Below are 16,358 nucleotides of genomic sequence, written 5' to 3'. Positions count from 1 at the left end.
TCCTTATCGCCTTTTATTAAGCTAACTCTTTAATAACGTTCTCTATAAAGAGAGCATCTATTTAGGTAAATCACCATGGCTAATGCGCCCTGTATAATCATGCTGCAGCTCTTTTTCTAACAAGCTTTCGACATAACCTGGTGATTTCGTCTTACCTGCCATTAAGCGGTACATTGCAGGAATAACAAACAAGGTCACTAAGGTCGCGAACGCCATACCGAAGAACACCACAGTACCCACAGAGATACGACTTTCAGCCCCTGCTCCCGTTGAGATAATCAGCGGAATTGCGCCAAATAAAGTAGTAAATGCTGTCATTAATATTGGACGCAGACGACGTACTGATGCATCAATGATCGCTTGTTCAAACTCAACACCTTTATCACGCAATTGGTTAGCAAATTCTACAATCAGAATACCGTTCTTGGTTACCATACCAATAAGCATGATCATACCAATTTGACTGTAGATATTGAGCCCTTGCCCCATTAGCCATAAACCAGCTAAGCCACCGAAGATCCCCATAGGAACCGTCAGCATCACCACCAGCGGGTTTACAAAGCTTTCAAACTGCGCAGCAAGAACTAAGTAAGCCACTAGCAAGGCTAAACCAAAGACAATGGCAATACTGCTTTGATTATCTTTAAAGTCTTTCGACTCTCCCGCATAGTTAATCGTAATATCCGATGGTAACTTCTCTATCGCTTGTTGATCCAAGAAATCCAACGCTTCACCTAAGGTGTAACCTTCAGACAAATTCGCCGTTAACGTGATCGATTTCTGTTTCTGGTTATGGCTAAGCTTCTGCGCTGAGGCGACTTCATCAATCGAAGCAACGGTATCAAGCGTGACAAGTTGACCGTTTTTCGCACGTAAATAAATCTGACTAAGATCAGCAGAGCTATTAAAGCGATTCTCGTCACCACGCAGGTAAACATCGTATTCTTCACCACGCTCAACAAAAGTAGTTTCACTACGTCCGCCCAACATCACTTCCAATGTTTCTGCAATATCTGAAACCGGAATCCCTAAATCCGCCGCACGTTGACGATCAATATTAACCATCAATTCAGGCGTGGTTTCTGCGTAATCTAAATCAACCCCTTCCATTATTGGGCTGTCTTCTGCAATGTGTTTTAGCTCCGATGCCCACTTAAACAACTCTTGATAATCAGAGCCACCGAGTACAAATTGAACCGGCTCAGAAGAACCACCACGAAAGCCTGGCATAATTGGAATAACACGCACATCAGGAATTCCCGTTAGTGCTTTACTCACCATGCCTAATGCTTGTTGTGCCGATACTGTGCGATCTTGCCAATCTTCTAACTGCATGATCACAAAACCAGTTTGATCTCCTGCTCGACCACCAAATGCAGGTGATTGGATACTGACAGATTTCAATACGTCTTTGCCCAACATTGGCAGCAAACGGCTTTCAACTTCATCCATATTGCCGATCATACGGTTATAACTGGTACCTTCTGCACCTTTTACAAAGGCAAACAATACACCGCGATCTTCTTGTGGCGCTAATTGAGCAGGGATCACCTTCATCAACGCGGCACTTGCGCCAATACACGCTAATACAACAATCGGTGCGATAAAGCGTTTTTTAACAGCAAACGTAACGCCTTTGCGGTAGACATTTTCAAGCTTATCAAACTGACGATTCACCCATAGGTTAAAGCGAGTTGGTTTTACATTGGCTTTTAAGATTTTACTCCCCATTACAGGCGTTAAAGTTAACGCAATTAATGAAGAGAAGATGACCGCCATCGCAAGCAATACTGAGAACTCAGTAAATAAGCGTCCTACCATGCCTTCCATAAAGGAAATCGGTAAGAACACCATCACCAGTACCGCTGTGGTCGCAATCACCGCAAACCCCACTTCACGGGTACCTTTATACGCGGCAAGCAATGGTGATTCACCGCGCTGCATGTGATGGAAAATATTCTCAACCACCACAATGGCATCATCGACTACCAACCCGATAGCAAGTATTAATGCCATTAAGGTCAGCAAATTGATAGAAAAACCAAAGAAGTACGCGGTAATAAACGCTGAAATTAATGATACAGGCACCGTTACCGCTGGAATTAAGGTTGCGCGTGCTTGTCCAATAAAGACATAAAGCACCAAAATAACCAAAGCACCCGTGACTAATAATGTGCTGTACACTTCACTGATTGAGCGCTCTATAAATACCGTTGCATCATAATCAACCGTTAAACTCGTCCCTTCAGGTAAGAACTTCTGCATTCGCGCGACTTCTGCGCGAACATCTTTTGCCACTTCTAATGGGTTAGCATCAGACATAGTGACAATGCCTAAACTTAAGTTAACAACTCCGTTGCTTTTAAAGGTTGAATTTTCGTTTTCTGCACCAATCGCAACATCAGCCACATCTTTTAAGTAAATCGGCGTACCATTTTCTGTGGTTCTAACCGTCAGGTATTTAAAATCATTGGCCGTGCGGTATAAACGTGCTGTTCGCACAGCCATCACGGTTTGGTCATTACGTACTTCACCACCAGGTAATTCAACGTTTTCATCACGTAACGCGTCAATAATATCTTTGGTGGTAACGCCACGACCTGCCATTAATTCAGGTTTCAGTTTTAGGTACATCACCTTATACAGGCCGCCACTTAAACTGACTGAACTCACCCCATTAATTAAGCTGAAACGATCTTCTAATACCCGCTGGGCGTAATCAGTTAACTGCGTACGATCCATCTCTGATGAGGACAAATTTATATAAACGGCAGGCTCACCTGAACCATTGTCTTTAGATACAATAGGATCACTCGCATCATCAGGTAGACGCCGTTGAGCACGGGCAACCGCATCACGCACATCACTGACACCTTCAGTAAGGTCCCAATCCATCGAAAATTCAATCGAAATACGTGACATACCATTTCGTGTTATCGAGGTGATGTTGTCAATGCCACTAATACCTGACAACTCATCTTCGATCGGAGTGGTGACTTGGCTTTCCATTACCGTCGCTGATGTGCCGTCATATGTAGTCATCACGGTAACAACTGGGCTTTCCACATCAGGCATTTCTCTTATAGCTAATTTAGAGAAAGACACCACACCAAACACACACAGCAATAAACTTAAAACAATGGCAACAACAGGGCGTTTAACCGAAATGTCTGATAACCACATTAGCTACTTGCTCCATGCTGTGAATCATTCTTTTTTGCTGTTATATCCGAAACTTTTATTCCATCTCGCATATTCACTAATCCTTGAACAACAATACGATCGCCAATCTCTACCCCCTTATTAACGACTACTGTATTATCAATACGGGCACCAAGCTCCACTTCAGTTCGATGGACTTTTTGTTTATCGTCAACAAGGTAGATAAAGCGTTTAGTTCCTGAGTATTCAATCGCTTGAACCGGAATTATCGCTTTAGATTGTGGGACAAAACCTATATCTGCCGCTAACAGCATCCCAGGCTTAAGTGCATTATCTTTGTTATCAAATACCACTCGAACTTTGATATTTAAAGAATCGGTTTGAACACGTGAATCAATCGCTTGTACTTCACCATTAAACACACGATCAGGCCATGCTTGGCTTGTTGCGACAACTTTCATTCCCGGTACAAGGTGTGAGAGATATTGTTCAGGAACAGGAATGTCTAATCGCATTGTCGAAAGATCGTCAAACGTCAACAGTTCCACGCCTTCAGCAACACGATGCCCTTGGCTGAAATCAAAGAGTCCAACTGTGCCATTAAAAGGCGCGCGGATCATATGATCATTAAGCTCGGCACGCGCCGCTTTTAAACGAGCTTGAGCGATATTGACACTGGTCGTCTGCGCATCAATTTCCGTTTGAGTGATCGCACCACGTTTCACTAAGCGTTTAAATTCGTTTAATTTACGTTGCTCGTCATTGAAATAGGCTAGAGCTTCATCAAAAGCCGCTTTCGCTTTGTCATCATTAAGTTGAATTAATAGCGTGCCTTTTTGAACACGTTGATTTGGCTTTACCTCGATGTTTTTAATCTGTGCAGATGTTTCTGCTGCAATATTTACAGAGTGCTCAGCTTGCAACTTTCCGGTTAAAGAAAGTGATTGAGCGATAGGCATAGAAGAGACCGTTCCCGTCGTGACACTCACAACACGGCTAGATCGCGCACCCTTCTTTTCTTGCGCAGCATGAGAGGTTCCCTGAAAGTAGAAGTAACCACCAGATAACACTGCAGTTACTAATATTGCTACGGCCATTTTTTTCATTATTAACACACCATAAATAATCCTGCCGCAATCATATCTGAATCTACGCTTTAGCAACGTCAAGAAATGTAAATATAAGCAACAATTGGTAATCTGATGAAAATTCAGGCAAACACTCGGTATTTAAAAGAAAAGTCTTTACAGGATCCGAATGTTTGCTATTATCCGCCCCGCACTTGTGGTGGGGTTCCCGAGTGGCCAAAGGGAGCAGATTGTAAATCTGCCGGCACTGCCTTCGAAGGTTCGAATCCTTCCCCCACCACCATCTAATTCGAAAAGCTGTCGCACTGACGTCTTTTCTGGCGAAAGCCAAACAAAAAGCAATACCCCGTGGTGGGGTTCCCGAGTGGCCAAAGGGAGCAGATTGTAAATCTGCCGGCACTGCCTTCGAAGGTTCGAATCCTTCCCCCACCACCATCTAATTTGAAAAGCTGTCGCCACTGACGTCTTTTCTGGCGAAAGCCAAACAATAAGCAATACCCCGTGGTGGGGTTCCCGAGTGGCCAAAGGGAGCAGATTGTAAATCTGCCGGCACTGCCTTCGAAGGTTCGAATCCTTCCCCCACCACCATCTATTTTGAAAAGCTGTTGTCACTGACATCTTTTCTGGCGAACGCCAAACAATAAGTAATACCCCGTGGTGGGGTTCCCGAGTGGCCAAAGGGAGCAGATTGTAAATCTGCCGGCACTGCCTTCGAAGGTTCGAATCCTTCCCCCACCACCATCATTCAAACCAGTAGCTTCGGCTGCTGGTTTTTTCTATCTGAAGTTTTCCCTCTGAACATCCTAAAAAATCCCCGTAAAATAATTGCTATAATTTGATTATGTCGTTAATTTGTAAACTATGATCAATAAGCATTAGAAGTCATATTGATCTTGATAACATCAATAATAACAACACTATGGATAGGTTATGACTTCAAGTTTCACGGAAATAGAACAAGAAAAGTGGAACAACATAAAAGTGCTCATCGTTGATGATCAACTTTCGTGTGCGCAATTAGTTAAAAGTGTTTTAGAAAAAACAGCAATAAAATCCATTGATATCGCCACTTGCTACCAACAAGCCATTCAACTTTGTCAAAATCATCGTTACGATATTGTTTTATTTGATTTTCATCTTAATCAAAACATCAATGGTGGTGAGCTGCTCACCTTGCTGCGTAAGAAAAATATCATTACCTCAAATTGTGGTGTGATTTTTTTCTCTGGCGATCGCTCACCCGAGGTTATTTCAACCACAATGGGTATCGATCCTGATTGCTTCCTCACGAAACCCATTAATGTCGGCACGCTAAAGCAGCGAATTAGAAACGTTTATCACGTTTGCTTACAAAGAAAGCCTATTTATGACGCCTTAGATCAGAACAATATTGAGCAAGCGATTCAACTCTGTCGCCAATTATTACGAGAGCAAGGTCATAACCTTCATATTGAGGTTCTGCTGCTTGAACTTTTGATGGAGCAGAAACAATGGCAACAAGCTGAGCAATTACTTACGCTTTTTAAGCAACGCTCTCAACATCACAAACTTAATTTAATCGAAGCGCAGCTGCTCGCGGGTCAAGGTAATATTCCAGAAGCGATAAGCCAACTAAAGTTATTAATCAAACAGGTGCCACTTTGTGTTGCTGCCTATGATAAATTGGCACGCCTCTATCAACAAAATAAGCAATTCGAAAGTGCGTTAAGTATTGCCCAGCAAGGACTTATACTTACGCCAACGATACCACATCGTGCCCTACTGGTCGCCCAACTTGCTGCTGATATGAATGAAATAGAGATCTTTCTACAAGCAGGAAAGACACTCTCAACACACCTTCCGATCATTGATAATCTGTGGTTGGTACACTTTGCTGAATACACCGCTATATTTGAGCAAATCTATACGAACCAACTATCAACTCAGCATAGCTATCGACTACAAAATGAAATCAAACAGATCCATCAATTTGCTACGCAACGATTACAGGAAACACAACGTTATCTGCTCGATGCTTTCGCGAATGTAGTGATGGCTAGAATTAACTATACAGATCAACAAATCACCAAAGCGAAAAGACGACTATTTCAAGGGCTTAAACCTTTTTTCGGTGTAATGCATCAAGCACCGTCCATTGTCATGATAGATGCACTGCCTATACTTATCAGCTTTGGTGAAACACGCTTAATTGGGGAAATATACCAAGCCCTTATGACCCGTTCAGAGCTTGATGGTCATAGTCAATATCGCTTAAGTCAGCTAAAAGAAAAGCAGCTGATCATTGAAAATATTCGACTACTAGTCAGTCACTTAGAAACGGCAAAGATTAATCTATCAGACGATCCCAAAAGAGCTGGCGCATTGTATAAAACCATTTTGCATGACTACCCACAATGCAGTGAGGCCATACTCGGTTACTGTGATAGCTTGATCAATCAGCAAGATTATCAAAATCTAGAGCTGTTAGAGTACACCAAGCAACTAACAACACTCCCATTGCCAACCCCTCTTGCGCCTTGGAAAAAGGAAATCATAGAAAAACAAGAATCAACACAACCAATGGTTATCAATCATTTAGCTACAAATATATAAAAAGCCTAGCGTGATACACGCTAGGCTCTCATTCTTATACTCAATTTTACGCTATTTACTTGTAAATAAAGTGAAATTAGCGAATAAAACGGTTATAGATAAATAGCAGTACTAATGCACCAACTGTAGCAACAACGATTGTGCCAACAAAACCTGATGCGCCAATACCCAACAGTGAACCAAGGAAACCACCAGCAAAAGAACCAGCAATACCTAAGCCACATGTAGCAATCCAACCGCCACCATCATTTCCAGGCATCAACCATTTAGCTAGTGCGCCTGCGATAAGGCCAACAATAATCCAAGTGATAATAGACATTATATTTTCCTTCATCCGTGGCAGTAACAAGATAATTACTGCACCTTATTCATAAAAATACTTTTTAAAACAATATGTTTGAGTATTTCGTATTCACCCAGCATAGACCTGATAACTAGCTCAGTACAAGTAAAGTACTTCTTTTTTATCTCTTTTTATCATGACCTAAATTTCCTACTAAAAATAGACGGTTATTAAAAATCTAATATATTGATTTTTAATAACTATATTTATTCATCCAATTAAAATTAAATTCTTTCACCACCAAATAAAACACTGATTTATTTATTTGACATACTTAGCAGAAGGTAAATATGAATAAATTATTAAAATATATTTCAGAAAAAACAACTTTATATTTAGCTATTCATCCCTTCTCGATACCTAAAAAGAATAAGCGATCTTCATCACAAACGCGTATCAGTGAGAGACTTAATATAGCGCCTCCATTTGTATGATGTAAGAGCTAGCTATGAACAGATTTGAAGGAAAAGTTGTCGTTATCACAGGTGCGGGTAATGGTATGGGTAAAGCTGCGGCACACCGTTTTGCCTCTGAAAGCGCAATTGTCGTTCTAGCAGATCTTTATCAAGACGCACTAGATAAAATACACAGTGAGTTAATTGCAGAAAAAACACTGTGTGTTAAAACCGATGTTTCAAATGAAGCTGAAGTAAAAAACCTTATTGATCAAACCATTAAGAATTTCAATAAGATTGACATCTTAATCAATAATGCTGGCGTACATATTCCAGGCACAATATTAGACGGTAGCATTCAAGATTGGGAGAAGATCTCTAGCGTAAATATTAATGGTGCTATTTACTACTCGAAATATGCATTACCTCACTTGATCGAAAGCAAAGGCTGTATTGTTAATAATGCCTCTGTTTCTGGTTTAGGTGCTGACTGGGGAGCGGCTTACTACTGCGTATCCAAAGGCGCTATTGTTAACTTAACTCGTGTGCTTGCACTGGATTTTGGCCTACAAGGTGTACGTGTTAACTCTGTATGCCCAAGCCTAGTGAAAACCAATATGACTAATGGCTGGCCGGAAGATATCCGCAATAAGTTTAACGAACGTATTCCGCTTGGTCGTGCAGCAGAACCTGAAGAAGTCGCAGCGGTAATGAGCTTCTTAGCAAGTGATGATGCAAGCTTTGTAAACGGTGTTAACCTACCTGTAGATGGTGGTGTTACCGCTTCTGACGGTCAACCTAAAATCGTTGCATAATCATAAATAACCTATACCCAAGTGACTTGGGTATATATCTACCGAAGGCGGCTCTTTATCTTTCTCGTCACCTTATTTTTATCATTATCAATTTTTTAATAACAAATAAATCACCCATCAACAATAACTAAAAAAACCATTCTCGATAGATATCTCATATTCCAGTTAAATATTGTAACCCCATTAAAAAAGCTTTTTTTTGCATTTATTCTAGTATTTCACTCAATAAATCAGATGCTAGGTTTAAAATGAATAAAATATTAAAATTATCTGCACTAACTCTATCTATTGCTAGCCTTTATGGTTGTAATAGTGAATCAACTGATAATGTAGAAAAATCCTCAGAAAAAAATCAATTCGCACTAATAGAAAAAGTAACATTACCCGAAGGAAATGAAATCTGTAGTGTTGGCGGGATACAACTTATTATTGGTTATGATGAAAATAATAACAATACTCTGGATGATAATGAAAAAACCACCGACAAATCTATATGTAATGACGGTTCACTTAATAAAAATGGTGAAGATGAAACTCTACTGAATAAAGCAATTGTCAATATAGGCATGATCACCAAAGGTGATAGTCAGTGTGAACTTGGCGGGCAAGACGTTATCTATGGTGTAGATAAAAATGGGAATGCCGCACTTGATGCTGATGAAGTAGAGGATAATATTATTCTATGTGCAAAAGGTGAGTTAACGCCACCTGATGCTCTAATTAACGCACTCACGACTACTAACTCAATTACTGAGCCAAATTCCACCATTACAATTAAAGCTATCGTTTCCAATATTCCAGAAAATTCAACTTTTGAATGGACAGATGATAAGGGAAACCTTCTAACACCTGAAGATTTATCTAAGCCTGAATTATTAAAAGTAACTGTAGGAAAAAGTGAAGGAACAGAAACTTATAAGCTTCGCTTAAGTACATTTGATGATAACGGTAACAAATCAATTCAAACAAAAAAAATATCTATTAATGTCTCTTATCTAAAAAGTGAAGTAACAAGTATTGCTTTAAACAGCAAACAAGTATATTTACCTGAAAGCTATCAAACAAAATCAATATCTGGTGATATTACTGGTGCAGTCATTTATGCAAAACCTATCACAACAAATGCCCAAGCAAAAAGTATTATGACTCCAGAGTCAACCGAATTAGTCGGTTTCGTAAGTGAACGAAAACCATTAAATCAGGGTAAGAATGCAAATGATATTTTATTAAATACTATAAAGTCATTAAACACTGGCAGTATTAAAGAATATTCAAAAACAGTTCTCAGTAACGGTGATATAGCGGCTAGTTATAATATTGAGTTGAACATAGCTAAAAAACCAACCGACTTACTTTCTGATATTATGAAAAAAATAGCCGTTAATAAGATCGGTGGTAACATTGATACTCTCATACCGGCACAATCAGAAATAGAAAAAAAACGATTCCAGTTTGATATTTCTATCAGCTTTACTGAATCAACAGAAACAGCAGTAATTACTGCAACACTGGTTACCAAAGATAAAGCGGAATTATATTCAGATCTAATAGCATCAACAACATCTGAGAGTATTACCGCACCTATTGGTACAACCTTAAAATTACATAAAGACAATTACGCGGCATTAGAGCAAAAAACAGCAAAGTCAGACTTCCTCTTTGTCATTGATAATTCAGGTAGTATGAGTGATGAACAAGATGAAATAAGTACACTCACAACTGACTTTATCAATACAATGAATGAAGCAGCCGTTGATTTTAACATTGGCGTAATTACTACAGATAGCGATATTTTACGTGGCAATGGTTTTACAAACGATCAAGCTCAGATTGAAATAGACTTAAAGCCAGGCATTAATGGTTCTACGATTGAAAAAGGAATTTATTTTGCAGAAAAAGCACTGACGCCAACAACAGGTACTGTTGCCTTAGCTGGATACCCTCGTCAAGGAGCCTCTCTTTCAGTAATCATCATGAGTGATGAACCAAGTCAGTACGGTTATTATCCAAAACCACAGAAACCTTTCGATCCAAACAGTAATTTATTCGTTGATAACCAATACAAAGTCTATGCTATTGTTCAGCCTCAGCATGCTAAATATAGTCAATATGATGATTTAGCAAATGCAACATTAGGTAAATCACTGAATATCAATGAAGTTAAAGAATACAAAACATTCGTTGAACTTATTGCTCAAAACTCAGGAGTTATTGCTGCTGGCTATGATTTATCAATGGCTAAAATTAATAGTATCTTATCATCATCTATTGCGGTGACCGTTGACGGGCAATTGATTAACCGTAGTAAATTAAATGGGTGGGAATATTATCCATTAGCACAAAAGATTATATTTACGGGAAATGCTATTCCAACGACTGGAGCTAGTATTGAGATTGGATATCAATATGTAGAAGCTCAAAAAACAAATTAATCATTTGCCATTTAATAGGCTCAACTCTCGTTGGGCCTATTTTCTTTCACAAGGTTCCTACTCTTATTTTCTATGTTAGTATCTTCCTCTATCCGGACAAAAACTGACAGAAATCGGAATAAATGATGAAAGTTATCTCCTTCAATATCAACGGGCTACGCGCCCGCCTTCACCAACTTCAAGCCTTAATTGAAAAGCATCAGCCGGATGTGATCGGCTTACAAGAAATCAAAGTTCATGATGAAGCCTTCCCTTTAGCGGATGTTGAAGCGATGGGCTACAAAGTTTACTTCCATGGTCAAAAAGCCCATTACGGTGTTGCGATGCTATGTAAGCAAGAGCCAATTAGCGTACAAAAAGGGTTCCCAACCGATGATGAAGATGCTCAACGTCGAATGATCATGGCCACCTTTAAGCAAGGCAATGGAAAGAACATCACTGTGATGAACGGTTATTTCCCACAGGGCGATAATATTAAGCACGAAACTAAATTTCCTGCAAAAGAGAAGTTCTACGCTGATCTGATGAATTACCTAAATACTGCCCACACTAACGATGAAGAATTGATCGTGATGGGCGATATTAATATCAGCCCTACGGATTTAGATATAGGTATTGGTCCTGCTAATGCTAAACGCTGGCTAAAAACAGGTAAGTGTTCATTCCAGCCTGTTGAACGTGAGTGGTTACAAACCTTATTAGACTGGGGCTTTGTCGATACCTTCCGTCAACTTCACCCAACGGTAGATGATAAATACTCATGGTTTGACTACCGCTCGAAAGGCTTTGTTGATAATCGAGGTCTACGCATTGATGTTATTCTTGCTACGCCATCACTAGCAGAGCGCTGTATTGAATCAGATATCGACTACGAATTACGTGGCATCGAAAAGCCATCGGATCACGCACCTATTTGGTCTGTCTTCAAATAATCAATAAAAGGTGAGTCTCTACTCACCTTTTTTATCTTCACTCTACTTCACCACAAGGGACTTATTATGAAGTTGTTTGTATTTGATCATTGCCCTTTTTGCGTAAAAGCAATGATGATTGCGGGCTTAAAAAAAGCCGATGTTGAACTGGTTTACCTACAAAACCACGATATTGATGCACGTATCGAAAAAGTAGGCGCTAACATGGTACCTATTTTACAAAAGCCTGATGGTAGCTATATGGCTGAGAGCCTAGATGTCGTCAAATTTATCGACAACAACGATGGCAATCCTGTTCTAACGCCTGAAGTACATCAAGATGAATTAGTACAATGGGCTGAAGCAGCACGAGATTGTGTACCCTACCTGCTCTACCCACGCTGGCTAAAAGTAGATCTACCAGAGTTTCAGGTTGAAGAAGCAAAAACGTGGTTCTACAACAAGAAAACACCAATGTTATCCGTCAGCTTTGAACAAGCTTTTGAAGACTCTTCGCACTACATTGAACTGGCCAATAAAGCGCTGCAAACATTAGAATGGGTAACACTACCTTCTGAGCGTAGCAACCAACTTAGCTATGATGATATTCATCTATTCCCAATGCTGCGTAACTTAACCGTCGTGAAAGGGCTCAAATACCCAACTCGCGTACGTCAATACATTGATGAAATCGCTGCACTGACTTCTGTCCCTCTTTATGATGATGTGGCTGTATAAAAAAGAGCGTCTATAAAACAAAAAGCTCAGCATCTATTATTAGCCTGCTGAGCTTTTTTATTTAACCGATTAATCTGTTATCTCAGTTAATGGCTGTAAATGGCGTAAATACCGCGCTTCTAGTTTTTTAAATACCCAGATGATGGCAAACGTCAGCACCATGTAACAAAGCCCAGCAAACAAGAAAGATTCAAACGGTGCGTAGTAACGAGAGTTTACGATTCTCGCGGCCCCAGTTAAATCAACAATTGTCACAATACCGGCAACGGCTGAGCCATGAACCATGAAAATCACTTCATTACTGTATGCTGGTAACGCCCGTCGTAATGCACTTGGAAGAATAATACGACGAAACGCTTGAAATGGGCTCATACCGTAAGCTTTCGCCGCTTCTATCTCACCTTGCGGCATACTATTAATAGAGCCTCGAATAATTTCAGCAGTGTATGCGGCAGTATTTAAAATGAAAGCAACTAACGCACAGAACCATGCTTCCTGCCACATTGTGCCCTGAACATTGATAACTTGGCTTAATCCGTAATAAATAAGATAAAGCTGAATCAATAGCGGCGTACCACGAAAGAAATAAATATATGCCCACGCAGGAAACGCAATAAATTTATTACTGCTATTTCGCATCATTCCAATGGGGATCGCGCAAATTAAACCGATCACTAGCGAAACGGTAACCATCCAAACAGTGGTGTAAAAACCTTCTAGATAGATTTCCCAACTTTCTGTAAAAATACTTAAGTCCATCGGCTCTACCTCGTCGGAATACTGTATTTACGCTCGGCCCAATTCAATGCCAAGGTCGATATCGAGGTAAAAATTAAGAACACAATCGCAACGGTAAAGTAAAAAGTAAAAGGTTTCTGCGTTGTGCCTGCGGCTAATGCGCCCTTACGCACCATGTCATCAAGGCCAATAATTGATACCAGTGCGGTGGTTTTTAACAAAACTAGCCAGTTATTACCAAACCCCGGCAAAGCATGACGGATCATCTGTGGCAATAAAATACGACGAAAGGATAAAAAAGCACTCATACCATAGGCTTTACCGGCCTCTAGTTCACCTTTATCTACCGCTAAAATCGCACCACGGAACGTTTCCGCCATGTAAGCACCAAAGATAAAACCAATTGTTAAAATACCCGCGACAAATGGGCTGATCTCAATATAATCGGGTAAATAACTCGTCCATTCATGATTAGGATCTGACTGAGTAAAATAATTATTTAGCCACTCGTTGATGTTATACAAGCTATCATTCAGCAGCATCTGACCACCGAAGAAAATCAGCATCATTAATACAAGATCAGGGATACCGCGAATAACTGTAGTGTAAATAGTGGCAATAGCACGCGCCCAACGGTAAGGTGAGAGTTTTGCTAAAGCGCCTAACATACCCAGTGTTGCTGCTAATAAAAGAGAAAGCAGTGCCACTTGTATTGTTATCATCGCTCCTTGAGCTAAAGACCATCCATATCCATATAAATCGAACAACGTCATACTCCTTCATTGTTCGAATAAGAGAGCACTTAGCTTAGCCCTTTGACGAGGTCGCCCAACTAAAAACTAAGTGCTCTTTATTCATTTATGACTTACTGACCGTAAACGTCATATTTGAAATACTTATCAGCGATCTGCTTGTATTGGCCGTTTTCACGCAGTGCAAGAATCGCTTCATCCAGTTTTTTGGTTAGATCTTTGTCTTGTTTGCGCACGGCAATACCAAAACCTTCACCGAACCATTTAGGATCCGTTAATGATGGACCGATAAATTCAAAGCCTTCACCACCATCTTTATTTAGCAAACCTTCCTCTAGTGCTGATGCATCACCTAATACGCTAGCAATACGACCTGCTTTTAAATCTAGATAAGCTTCGTCAAATGAGCCATAACGAACAATTTCAACAGACTCTCCGAAATTATCCGTTAAGTATTTGTCATGAGTCGTTGCACGTTGAACACCAATCTTCACGCCTTTAAGGCCTTCTTTAGTGAAGTCGAGCTCGGTACCTTTTTTTGCAACAAACTTGTTCGGGATAAGAGCATACTTACCAGTAAAATCGATTTTCTTTTTACGCTCTTCGGTTATAGACATTGCAGCAATGATTGCATCGTATTTACGAGCAAGCAGAGATGGAATAATGCCATCCCAATCTTGAGCTACAATTTTACATTTCACCTGCATTTGCGTACAAAGCGCGTTTGCCATATCCACATCAAAACCTTTCAGCTCACCGTTTGGCTCAGTCCAGCTAAAAGGAGGGTAAGCGCCTTCAATACCAAAACGCACTTCTTTCCACTCTTTTGCTTGTACTGCTGATGCACCCATCGCTGAAATTAATGTTGCGGCTAAAATCCATTTTTTCATATCGCTTCTCCTGCTACGTTTAATTGTTCACACCAAGCCATGCTGTGAACCTTGTACTATTTGTACGGTTACCCAATCACAGAGGGTTAGCCTCTGTGTCTTAGTCGATAACCCTAAGTTTAGTAAATAGACGAAATAAATTGCTGCAATCTTTCAGATTCAGGCTGGGTAAATAGCTTATCGGGATGACCTTGCTCTTCAACAAGGCCTTGGTGTAAGAACATCACTTGATTGGATACATCGCGGGCAAAAGCCATTTCATGAGTGACCACCAGCATGGTACGGCCTTCTTGCGCTAAATCTTGCATCACACCTAACACCTCACCCACCAGTTCTGGGTCTAAGGCAGATGTAGGTTCATCAAATAACATCACTTCAGGATCAACAGCAAGGGCTCGAGCAATCGCTGCACGCTGCTGCTGACCGCCAGATAAATGTGCAGGATAATAATTACGGCGTTCAAATAAGCCCACTTTTTTGAGTAAGGCTTCCGCTTTTTCAATCGCTTCTGCTTTGGGGACACCGAGCACATGCACCGGCGCTTCAATCACATTCTGTAATACTGTCATATGAGACCATAGATTAAAGCCTTGAAATACCATGGCTAAACGGGAACGAATGCGCTGAACTTGCTTATCATCAACAGGTAAATATTCACCACGACGATTATTGTGCATTTTAATCAATTCACCATTCACCCAAATTTCGCCTTGGGTAGGGGTCTCAAGTAAATTAACGCAACGTAAAAAAGTACTCTTTCCTGATCCCGATGAACCAATAATCGAGACGACATCACCTCTTCTTGCCGTCAGCGAAATACCTTTTAATACCTCATTGTCACCAAAAGATTTATGCAGGTTCTTAATTTCTAGCGCCACGTCATCCTTCATGCGCGCATACTCCTGTCCCTTTAGAAATTATCTACTACTCGTATGCCAATTTATAGCAAAGCACGACATTTCATTAAAAATCATCTTTTTTGAAAGTATCATCTGAAATTCACGATTGCAACATTTCATTAACCTAACCGACATATACCAATCAGCACCATAAACTGCCTTTATATACAAAAAAACAGCATAAATAGTCATTTATATTTTTATGTTCACTTTTTCTATAAGAAGGAGAACAACCTTTTTTGAGTGACATAACAAAAGGATAAAAGACCAACTGGTAAGATTTGAGCAATATTTTATTTTATGTCTATTTTATTGACTTGATATTGACGAAAAAACAGTTGGCATCTTTATAGTGATTTTTACAAAGGACAAAGATGCTCAAAAACTCGCATTCTGATCTTTGTCTGCTATGGTTGTTTGAAGAATAAAAATGACTCAAAAATGCATATCATGATAAGTGACTATGTTACTTATCTAGTATGTCCTTTGAGATATTTAACAAAAAAAATAAGATGACATTACAATAAAAATGGTTATTCACATTTTTTAGTAACAATTAAATTTTTTTTGAATTTATTGGCCAATTTTAACGTCATATATACG

Annotated in this window: 12 protein-coding genes and 4 tRNA genes; 9 read left to right on the top strand and 7 right to left on the bottom strand. The window is 39.9% G+C overall.

The annotated features are described in order from the left end of the window. Positions 1 to 57 precede the first annotated feature (57 nt). Both CTN01_RS15540 and CTN01_RS15535 read right to left on the bottom strand, forming a co-directional pair. The gene (locus CTN01_RS15540) at positions 58 to 3,183 is read right to left on the bottom strand and encodes a multidrug efflux RND transporter permease subunit (protein ID WP_045148259.1); all 3,126 of its coding nucleotides are present in this window, start codon (positions 3,181 to 3,183) and stop codon (positions 58 to 60) included. After that, the gene (locus CTN01_RS15535) at positions 3,183 to 4,268 is read right to left on the bottom strand and encodes an efflux RND transporter periplasmic adaptor subunit (protein WP_045148257.1); all 1,086 of its coding nucleotides are present in this window, start codon (positions 4,266 to 4,268) and stop codon (positions 3,183 to 3,185) included. Before CTN01_RS15535 ends, CTN01_RS15540 begins: the two co-directional genes overlap by 1 nt. Before the next feature lie 180 nt (positions 4,269 to 4,448). Between CTN01_RS15535 and CTN01_RS15530 the strand changes: the two genes are divergently transcribed. The 5 genes from CTN01_RS15530 (at position 4,449) to CTN01_RS15510 (ending at position 6,842) form a co-directional block, all read left to right on the top strand. After that, positions 4,449 to 4,533, top strand: a tRNA-Tyr gene (locus CTN01_RS15530). Positions 4,534 to 4,600: 67 nt separating this feature from the next. After that, a tRNA-Tyr gene (locus CTN01_RS15525) sits at positions 4,601 to 4,685 on the top strand. Positions 4,686 to 4,753: 68 nt separating this feature from the next. Continuing rightward, a tRNA-Tyr gene (locus CTN01_RS15520) sits at positions 4,754 to 4,838 on the top strand. Positions 4,839 to 4,906: 68 nt separating this feature from the next. After that, positions 4,907 to 4,991, top strand: a tRNA-Tyr gene (locus CTN01_RS15515). 189 nt (positions 4,992 to 5,180) lie between these two features. Next, the gene (locus CTN01_RS15510) at positions 5,181 to 6,842 is read left to right on the top strand and encodes a response regulator (protein ID WP_045148256.1); all 1,662 of its coding nucleotides are present in this window, start codon (positions 5,181 to 5,183) and stop codon (positions 6,840 to 6,842) included. 76 nt (positions 6,843 to 6,918) lie between these two features. Here the strand turns inward: CTN01_RS15510 and CTN01_RS15505 are convergent, their stop codons facing one another. Next, positions 6,919 to 7,161, bottom strand: coding sequence for a GlsB/YeaQ/YmgE family stress response membrane protein (locus CTN01_RS15505; protein ID WP_005369214.1), 243 nt, complete (start codon positions 7,159 to 7,161; stop codon positions 6,919 to 6,921). A 472-nt stretch (positions 7,162 to 7,633) separates the two neighbouring features. Here CTN01_RS15505 and budC point away from each other — a divergent pair, with 472 nt between their 5' ends. The 4 genes from budC (at position 7,634) to grxB (ending at position 12,476) form a co-directional block, all read left to right on the top strand. Continuing rightward, on the top strand, positions 7,634 to 8,395 hold the full coding sequence (gene budC / locus CTN01_RS15500) for a meso-2,3-butanediol dehydrogenase (protein ID WP_045148254.1): 762 nt from the start codon (positions 7,634 to 7,636) through the stop codon (positions 8,393 to 8,395). 248 nt (positions 8,396 to 8,643) lie between these two features. Further along, the gene (locus CTN01_RS22690; protein WP_045148253.1) at positions 8,644 to 10,827 is read left to right on the top strand and encodes a vWA domain-containing protein; all 2,184 of its coding nucleotides are present in this window, start codon (positions 8,644 to 8,646) and stop codon (positions 10,825 to 10,827) included. A 125-nt stretch (positions 10,828 to 10,952) separates the two neighbouring features. Further along, on the top strand, positions 10,953 to 11,759 hold the full coding sequence (gene xthA / locus CTN01_RS15490) for an exodeoxyribonuclease III (protein ID WP_045127725.1): 807 nt from the start codon (positions 10,953 to 10,955) through the stop codon (positions 11,757 to 11,759). Positions 11,760 to 11,825: 66 nt separating this feature from the next. Continuing rightward, positions 11,826 to 12,476, top strand: a complete 651-nt coding sequence (gene grxB / locus CTN01_RS15485) for a glutaredoxin 2 (RefSeq protein ID WP_045127724.1) — start codon at positions 11,826 to 11,828, stop codon at positions 12,474 to 12,476. A gap of 69 nt (positions 12,477 to 12,545) precedes the next feature. Here the strand turns inward: grxB and CTN01_RS15480 are convergent, their stop codons facing one another. The 4 genes from CTN01_RS15480 to CTN01_RS15465 all read right to left on the bottom strand — a co-directional run bounded on the left by CTN01_RS15480 (position 12,546) and on the right by CTN01_RS15465 (position 15,746). Beyond that, positions 12,546 to 13,235 (bottom strand): ABC transporter permease, encoded by a 690-nt coding sequence (locus tag CTN01_RS15480; protein WP_005369220.1) that lies wholly within the window; start codon positions 13,233 to 13,235, stop codon positions 12,546 to 12,548. Positions 13,236 to 13,240: 5 nt separating this feature from the next. Then, on the bottom strand, positions 13,241 to 13,981 hold the full coding sequence (locus CTN01_RS15475; RefSeq protein ID WP_045084321.1) for an ABC transporter permease: 741 nt from the start codon (positions 13,979 to 13,981) through the stop codon (positions 13,241 to 13,243). 98 nt (positions 13,982 to 14,079) lie between these two features. After that, positions 14,080 to 14,856 (bottom strand): ABC transporter substrate-binding protein, encoded by a 777-nt coding sequence (locus tag CTN01_RS15470; protein ID WP_005369222.1) that lies wholly within the window; start codon positions 14,854 to 14,856, stop codon positions 14,080 to 14,082. A gap of 119 nt (positions 14,857 to 14,975) precedes the next feature. Then, positions 14,976 to 15,746: an ABC transporter ATP-binding protein gene (locus CTN01_RS15465; RefSeq protein ID WP_045127723.1), complete on the bottom strand. Its 771-nt coding sequence runs from the start codon at positions 15,744 to 15,746 to the stop codon at positions 14,976 to 14,978. Positions 15,747 to 16,358 lie beyond the last annotated feature (612 nt).

The sequence above is a fragment of the Photobacterium angustum genome (assembly GCF_003026365.1).
GTDB classification, from domain to species: Bacteria; Pseudomonadota; Gammaproteobacteria; order Enterobacterales; family Vibrionaceae; genus Photobacterium; species Photobacterium angustum.
Note: the sequence above shows the minus strand (reverse complement) of the source record. Positions and strands in the feature narration are given on the sequence as shown.